Source organism: Capnocytophaga sp. oral taxon 412 str. F0487 (genome assembly GCF_000271925.1).
In the GTDB taxonomy this organism is placed as follows: Bacteria; Bacteroidota; Bacteroidia; order Flavobacteriales; family Flavobacteriaceae; genus Capnocytophaga; species Capnocytophaga ochracea.
The window spans coordinates 1-5,803 of the sequence record NZ_AJZR01000008.1 but is presented as its reverse complement, the minus strand read 5'-3'; the positions used below and the strand labels follow the sequence as shown (position 1 = coordinate 5,803).

Sequence of the window (5,803 nt, the reverse complement as noted above, 5' to 3'; positions counted from 1 at the left end):
ATTATAATTGTTCTAAAAATATCACTGTTACGCGAATCGCTACTAACCAAAAGCCTTTAAGTAAAGCTTCGAGATTGTCGAAAACTTCTAACATAAGCATAGGTTTTAGTATAAAAGGCAATATCTCTTAGCGAATTGTTTTGGGGTCTACCCCCATATTCACAATAGCTTGGCGAATATCAGCAAAAGTTTTGAGATTAGCCTTCCCTTTTACCAATTCGTAGTTGGTTCCTTTTTTAAGATAATTAATCAAGCTAGTCTGTCCTCCAAAGTAAGAAGGTTTAACTTGGTCAATAGAAGTACCATTTTTAAGTGCTGTGAAGAACATACTATATTGGTTCGCACGTTCCTCTATCTCTCTTCTACCTTGGTTAAATTCAAACATTACCACACTCCAATCATTGCCTTCCAAACGCTTTAAATTCATTTTCACTCTATCTACAACTTCTTCAGAACAAGCCTGTGAATTAAAGCGTTTCATATCTGTAACAAAGGTTTCTGTAAGCGATACATTTTTAGCGATAGGTCGAGTAGTATTCTCTCCTCGTTTCACTGTTTTAGGATCACGTGGCTCACTTATAGTTACAGGTCTTTCAGTATTGTAAGAAGGGGTAACTGTTTTAGGTGTTCTTCCTACTGTAGTTTCATTTCTATTAACAACAGTTGCTTCAGGTTTGGTAGCTGGTTGCTCTTCTCTCTTAGGTCTTTCTACAGCCACTTCCACTTGGTCACGTGCTTTACTCTCTCTAATTATTCTTTGCAAATCTGTTTGATAAGACTTCAATTCAGAACTACCTCCTTTTAAATAAGGACGCAAAAGGCTATCTACTTGTTCACTATTATAAGCAGAATAATCAAAATCCTTTAAGAAATTTTCCCATACGGCTTTTTCAAACTCAGGTCGTAATTTATCTGTAAGGAAATTGCGCTTTTGGGCTTCTGCTATAAAAAGACTTCCCTTAGGGTCTGCGTGAGTTTCTTTCCAATTATTCACATCCAAAAGAAATGCCATTGCAGGTGAAATCAAATCTATTTTAAGAGTATCTTTGCTATTTGCTTCCACCATTTTAGCTAACTTATTGAGTTGTTCTTCACTTAATAACAAGGTGTCTTTCCCCTCTTCTTTGAAGCTAACAACCAATTTTGTCTCAGCGATAGGCAAGCTCTTTTTTAACCTAATATAAGAATCCTCAATCTCGTAAGTGCGCTCATCTATATTGGTTAAGAAGTGCATTTCGTCTATTTCACTCTCCGAATTGATTGCTACATAAGCCTTCACAGGATTTTTAAGCATCGGGAAAATAAACCAATAGCCTACACCTACTAATATTAAAACAAAAGCAACAGCCGAAGCAATCTTTATCCAAAACGCACGAGACTTAGTGTTCATCTCTATCGCTTCGCCTCGTTCAGTGGTAGCAACCCCTCTGTTTACTACTGATAAACCATTAGAAAACTCAGGACTCTCTGAGGCAATCATTTGTGGATTGTAAGCACCTTTAGCTCTATCAAAATTAACCTCCCCGCTCTTCGATATACTAATAACTCTTCCTGTATCTTGATTTTCAAACTCAAAATGGTATAAGTTCTCAGGTAAAACAATCTCTACAGGCGAATCACTGCGCAAGTTTTTACTGAATACAATACCATTGATTTTTAGAGATACTGAAGTTATAGTGCTCGAAATAATCGTAAACTGATACTTCTCAAAAGGTACTGATAAGGCCACCCTATCATCTACCATATAGTTACTCTTGAAAACAATACCATTGTAACTAAGGTTGAATACATTGCGTGCCTCATCTCCTTTTAGTAAAAAGTAATATCCCTTTGTATTAGAATATAGTTTAGCTTTAAAAGTCGTACTCTCTAATGATAAGAACGAAATGTATTTCTCAAACTCTCGTTGAGGAGTTTCTACGTACACCTTAAACTCTTTTGGAGCAAACGGAATTAAATCAAAAGTATAATTGTTTTGTACTTTCTTGATATAACCTCTTTTTATCGCTTTCTTAATCGTATCGTGATAAGAGAACATCTCGTGGTATCTCGACTTTTCAAGAAGCACTTCAATAGTATCATCGTCCGAGAAGACTTCGTTCATATAGGTAGCTCCCACGTCTTTACCATTCTTCATAAAAGCTAATATCTTAATATTAGCATTAGAAGGCACAAACCGAGAAGCTCCACTACTTCCTCCTGCATTGGTTGTTTGGAAAGTAGAGGTACTTGTTCTAGGTATTGCGTATTCTGGAAAAAGGAAGTCAATACTATAAGCTCGAGGGTCTTCCACAAATTCTTTACGCAAGAACACAAGGTCTTGGTATTTCTCAAACTCAGGACGGTAAGGCATATTGAAGTACTTATCTACCTCATAAATATCCATATAAGGGAAAACCTTAGGCATATAGCTTTGGTCTAATGCGAAAGAAGCCGTTACTGGTTCTTCTACCAACTGCTTTTCATACCCTCTCAGAAGATTAAAATATGGGAATATATCCTCTTTTTCATTGAGTAACGGAATATTGTTCTCGTAATTGATATGCTCTGCAAAGTACATATCCATTAACAAGTTCAATACTTGTCGTACCCCTCTCCATTGTAAAAAATGTGGTATATACAATGAAATGGCTATATACACACCGCTTTGTCCATTCACTTCTTTTGAGGAACGGTATTGTGTGTATATCTTGTAACTATTGCTAAACTGCAATGTGTAAAAATCTACACGCGGGGTGTGTATGCGTATAAAGGCACTGATATCTTTCAATCTGTCCTTTACTTCTTGCAGCTGAAAGTTAACTCCTTGTGAGGCTAACACCTTGCATCCCTGCTTGTAACCCCATATTGTTAGACCTATTGTATTAATTTTGGATTCCATAGTATTTTTTGAGATTCTGCTAAAATTGGTACAAAAGTACACATTATTTTTAATATACAAAAATTTTATTGTAAAAAAAATACCTACAAAGGTAAATTTCCCTTATAGGTATCAAAAATTATAATTGATATGAACTATTTAAATCCTTATAATTTATTAGTTTCCAGCAGGTTGCTCAGTAGCAATTTCCGCTTTGGGCTCTTCAGCCTTTTCTGCAGGTTTTGTCTCTACTTTTGCTACTTCTGCTACAATTTCAAATGGAAAATCAACAATTACTTCACGGTGTAAACGGATAGAAGCATTGTATTTCCCAGCACGTTTGAGGGTGTTACCAGCGATAGAAATAAATTTCTTGTCAATATCGTGACCAGCTTTGGCTAATTCTTGTGCCAAATCACCATTATTAATTGACCCAAAAAGCTTATCTCCAGCACCTACTTTGGCAATAATTTTTACCGCCAATGACGAAAGTGCTTGAGCTGTTTTCTTAGCCTCATCAATAATGTGTTGCTCTTTGTAAGCTTTCTGTTTTAAATTTTCAGCTAATACCTTTTTTGCTGAGGGAGTAGCCAAAATTGCAAATCCTTGCGGAATGAGGTAATTACGTCCGTAGCCGTTCTTTACTGTAACGACATCGTCCTTAAAACCTAAATTATGTACGTCTTGTTTTAGTATAATTTCCATAGTTTCTACTCCTGTTATTATTTTAATAAATCGGCTACATAAGGCATTAATGCCAAGTGGCGTGCTCTCTTCACAGCGGTAGCCACCTTGCGTTGGAACTTCAATGAAGTACCAGTAAGACGACGAGGTAACAACTTACCTTGCTCGTTTACAAACTTCAAGAGGAAGTCAGCATCTTTGTAATCAATGTATTTAATACCTAATTTTTTAAAACGACAATATTTCTTTTGTTTTGAAGTGTCGATGTTTAGCGGAGTAAGATATTTGATATCTCCTTTTTTTTGTTCTACTGCCATTTTCTTACGCTTTTTTAGTGTTTAACTTTGCTCTTCTCTTTTCAGCCCACTCAATGGCGTGCTTGTCTAATTTCACAGTCAGGTAACGCATCACGCGCTCATCACGACGGAATTCCAATTCAAAAGCATCAATTACTTCACCAGCTACTTTAAACTCGAAGAGGTGGTAAAATCCGCTTTTCTTGTTCTGGATTGGGTAAGCTAATTTCTTCAAGCCCCAATTCTCTTTTGCTACAAATTCTGCACCCCTTGAAGTAAGAAAATTCTCAAACTTTTCTACTGCTTCCTTTATCTGTGTATCAGATAAAACGGGATTCAAAATGAAAACAGTTTCGTATTGATTCATAAATAAAATGATTAATTTTTAATTCGAGGTGCAAAAGTACTACAATTATTTTACCTGACCAAATAATCTGCAATATTTTTTACAAAACAATATCCAAATACCTGACAATGAATAATTATCACAACTCTCTCACCTTTCTTAAAACCTATATTAAACCTTCTTGTATCAAATTATGCAAGTGTATAATCCCCTCGTATTGCCCTTCACGCGTTACCAATAACTGCGTAATTTTATTCTTCTCCATTAGGTGTAACGCATCAATAGCCAAATTCTCTAAGTCAATCGTCTTAGGGTTAGCACTCATTATATCTTTAGCCACCAATCCTTTTATACTATCCGTTTTACTGAGCATTCTGCGGATATCCCCATCAGTCACTACCCCCACAATTCGTCCATTATCAATCACAGCAGCTACCCCCAACATCTTTTCCGATATTTCCACAATCACCTTCTTAATATCAGTATCCGGAGCCACTTCGGGTTTTTGGTTGTGCACTACAATGTCAGCCACTTTCAAATACAAACGTTTCCCTAATGCTCCACCGGGGTGATATTTAGCAAAATCACTGCTACCAAAATGCTTCATTTCAAGCAAACACACCGCTAAGGCATCACCCAAAACCAACTGAGCGGTAGTGCTAGTCGTCGGAGCTAAGTTATTAGGGCAAGCCTCTTTCTCTACGTGAGCGTAAAGCACACTATCAGCCTGTTGGGCTAAAACCGAATTTCTGTTAGAAGTAATCGCTATCAATTTGTTATTACCGCGTTTAAGCAATGGTACCAATACTTTTATTTCGGGCGTATTACCACTTTTTGAAATACATATCACCACATCGTCCTGTTGTATGATGCCCAAGTCACCGTGAATCGCATCAGCAGCGTGCATAAAGATTGCAGGCGTACCAGTAGAATTCATTGTTGCCACTATTTTATTAGCAATAATAGCACTCTTCCCGATACCCGTAATCACCACACGCCCCTTCGATTGCAATATATACTCCATCGATTTAGTAAAATCGTCATCTATATAGTCTACTAATTTAGCAACTGCCTGAGCTTCTTCACTGATAGTTTGTTTGGCAATGGTTATAATTTCTTCTGTTTTCATTCTCAATAAATTGTTTTGCGTGAGGCAAAAGTAATACTTTTTTTGTTCATATAAAAACACCATTCGCTTTTTTGCTTTCTAACAAACATCTTTTCTATACAATTAAAACGCTTTATTCTCTCGCTTTTTGCGACACTCTCTTGGCTAAAAAGAACTGTTTGCCGTGCTACGACCTTCTGTATAAGATGAAATCTTGAAAAACCATTTTACAAGGCACTTCCTTGATTTTGTTTTAAATTTGAAATCAATTTTGTTTAATTTCTGAGGTACAGCCTCACTTCTCTACTTCAAACTCACATTTTTTACTATCCCCACATACTTTGTCAAAGTTTGAGATTTTGGCAAAGTTGAAATCACCTTCGTCCTCCTATCCATTTTTCACTTTAAACCTTTCGTTTTTCCAGTCTTTACCTTTCGCTTAATTAACACTTTTTAACTCTTCAATCTTCGCTCTTAATCCCTCATTCTTAACTACTTATATACCCTTT

General features: G+C 36.3%; 5 protein-coding genes. All 5 read right to left on the bottom strand.

Going from position 1 to position 5,803, the window contains the following annotated elements:
* Positions 1-127: 127 nt before the first annotated feature.
* Positions 128-2,881 carry a hypothetical protein gene (locus tag HMPREF1321_RS01555; protein ID WP_034575456.1) on the bottom strand — a complete coding sequence of 918 codons (2,754 nt, stop codon included), beginning with the start codon at positions 2,879-2,881 and terminating at the stop codon, positions 128-130.
* Positions 2,882-3,037: 156 nt separating this feature from the next.
* Positions 3,038-3,565 (bottom strand): 50S ribosomal protein L9, encoded by a 528-nt coding sequence (rplI, locus tag HMPREF1321_RS01550; RefSeq protein ID WP_002671376.1) that lies wholly within the window; start codon positions 3,563-3,565, stop codon positions 3,038-3,040.
* Positions 3,566-3,582: 17 nt separating this feature from the next.
* Positions 3,583-3,861: a 30S ribosomal protein S18 gene (rpsR, locus tag HMPREF1321_RS01545; protein ID WP_009392221.1), complete on the bottom strand. Its 279-nt coding sequence runs from the start codon at positions 3,859-3,861 to the stop codon at positions 3,583-3,585.
* 4 nt (positions 3,862-3,865) lie between these two features.
* Positions 3,866-4,207 (bottom strand): 30S ribosomal protein S6, encoded by a 342-nt coding sequence (gene rpsF, locus HMPREF1321_RS01540; RefSeq protein WP_002671370.1) that lies wholly within the window; start codon positions 4,205-4,207, stop codon positions 3,866-3,868.
* Between the two features lie 145 nt (positions 4,208-4,352).
* On the bottom strand, positions 4,353-5,315 hold the full coding sequence (locus HMPREF1321_RS01535; RefSeq protein ID WP_002671366.1) for an SIS domain-containing protein: 963 nt from the start codon (positions 5,313-5,315) through the stop codon (positions 4,353-4,355).
* Positions 5,316-5,803 lie beyond the last annotated feature (488 nt).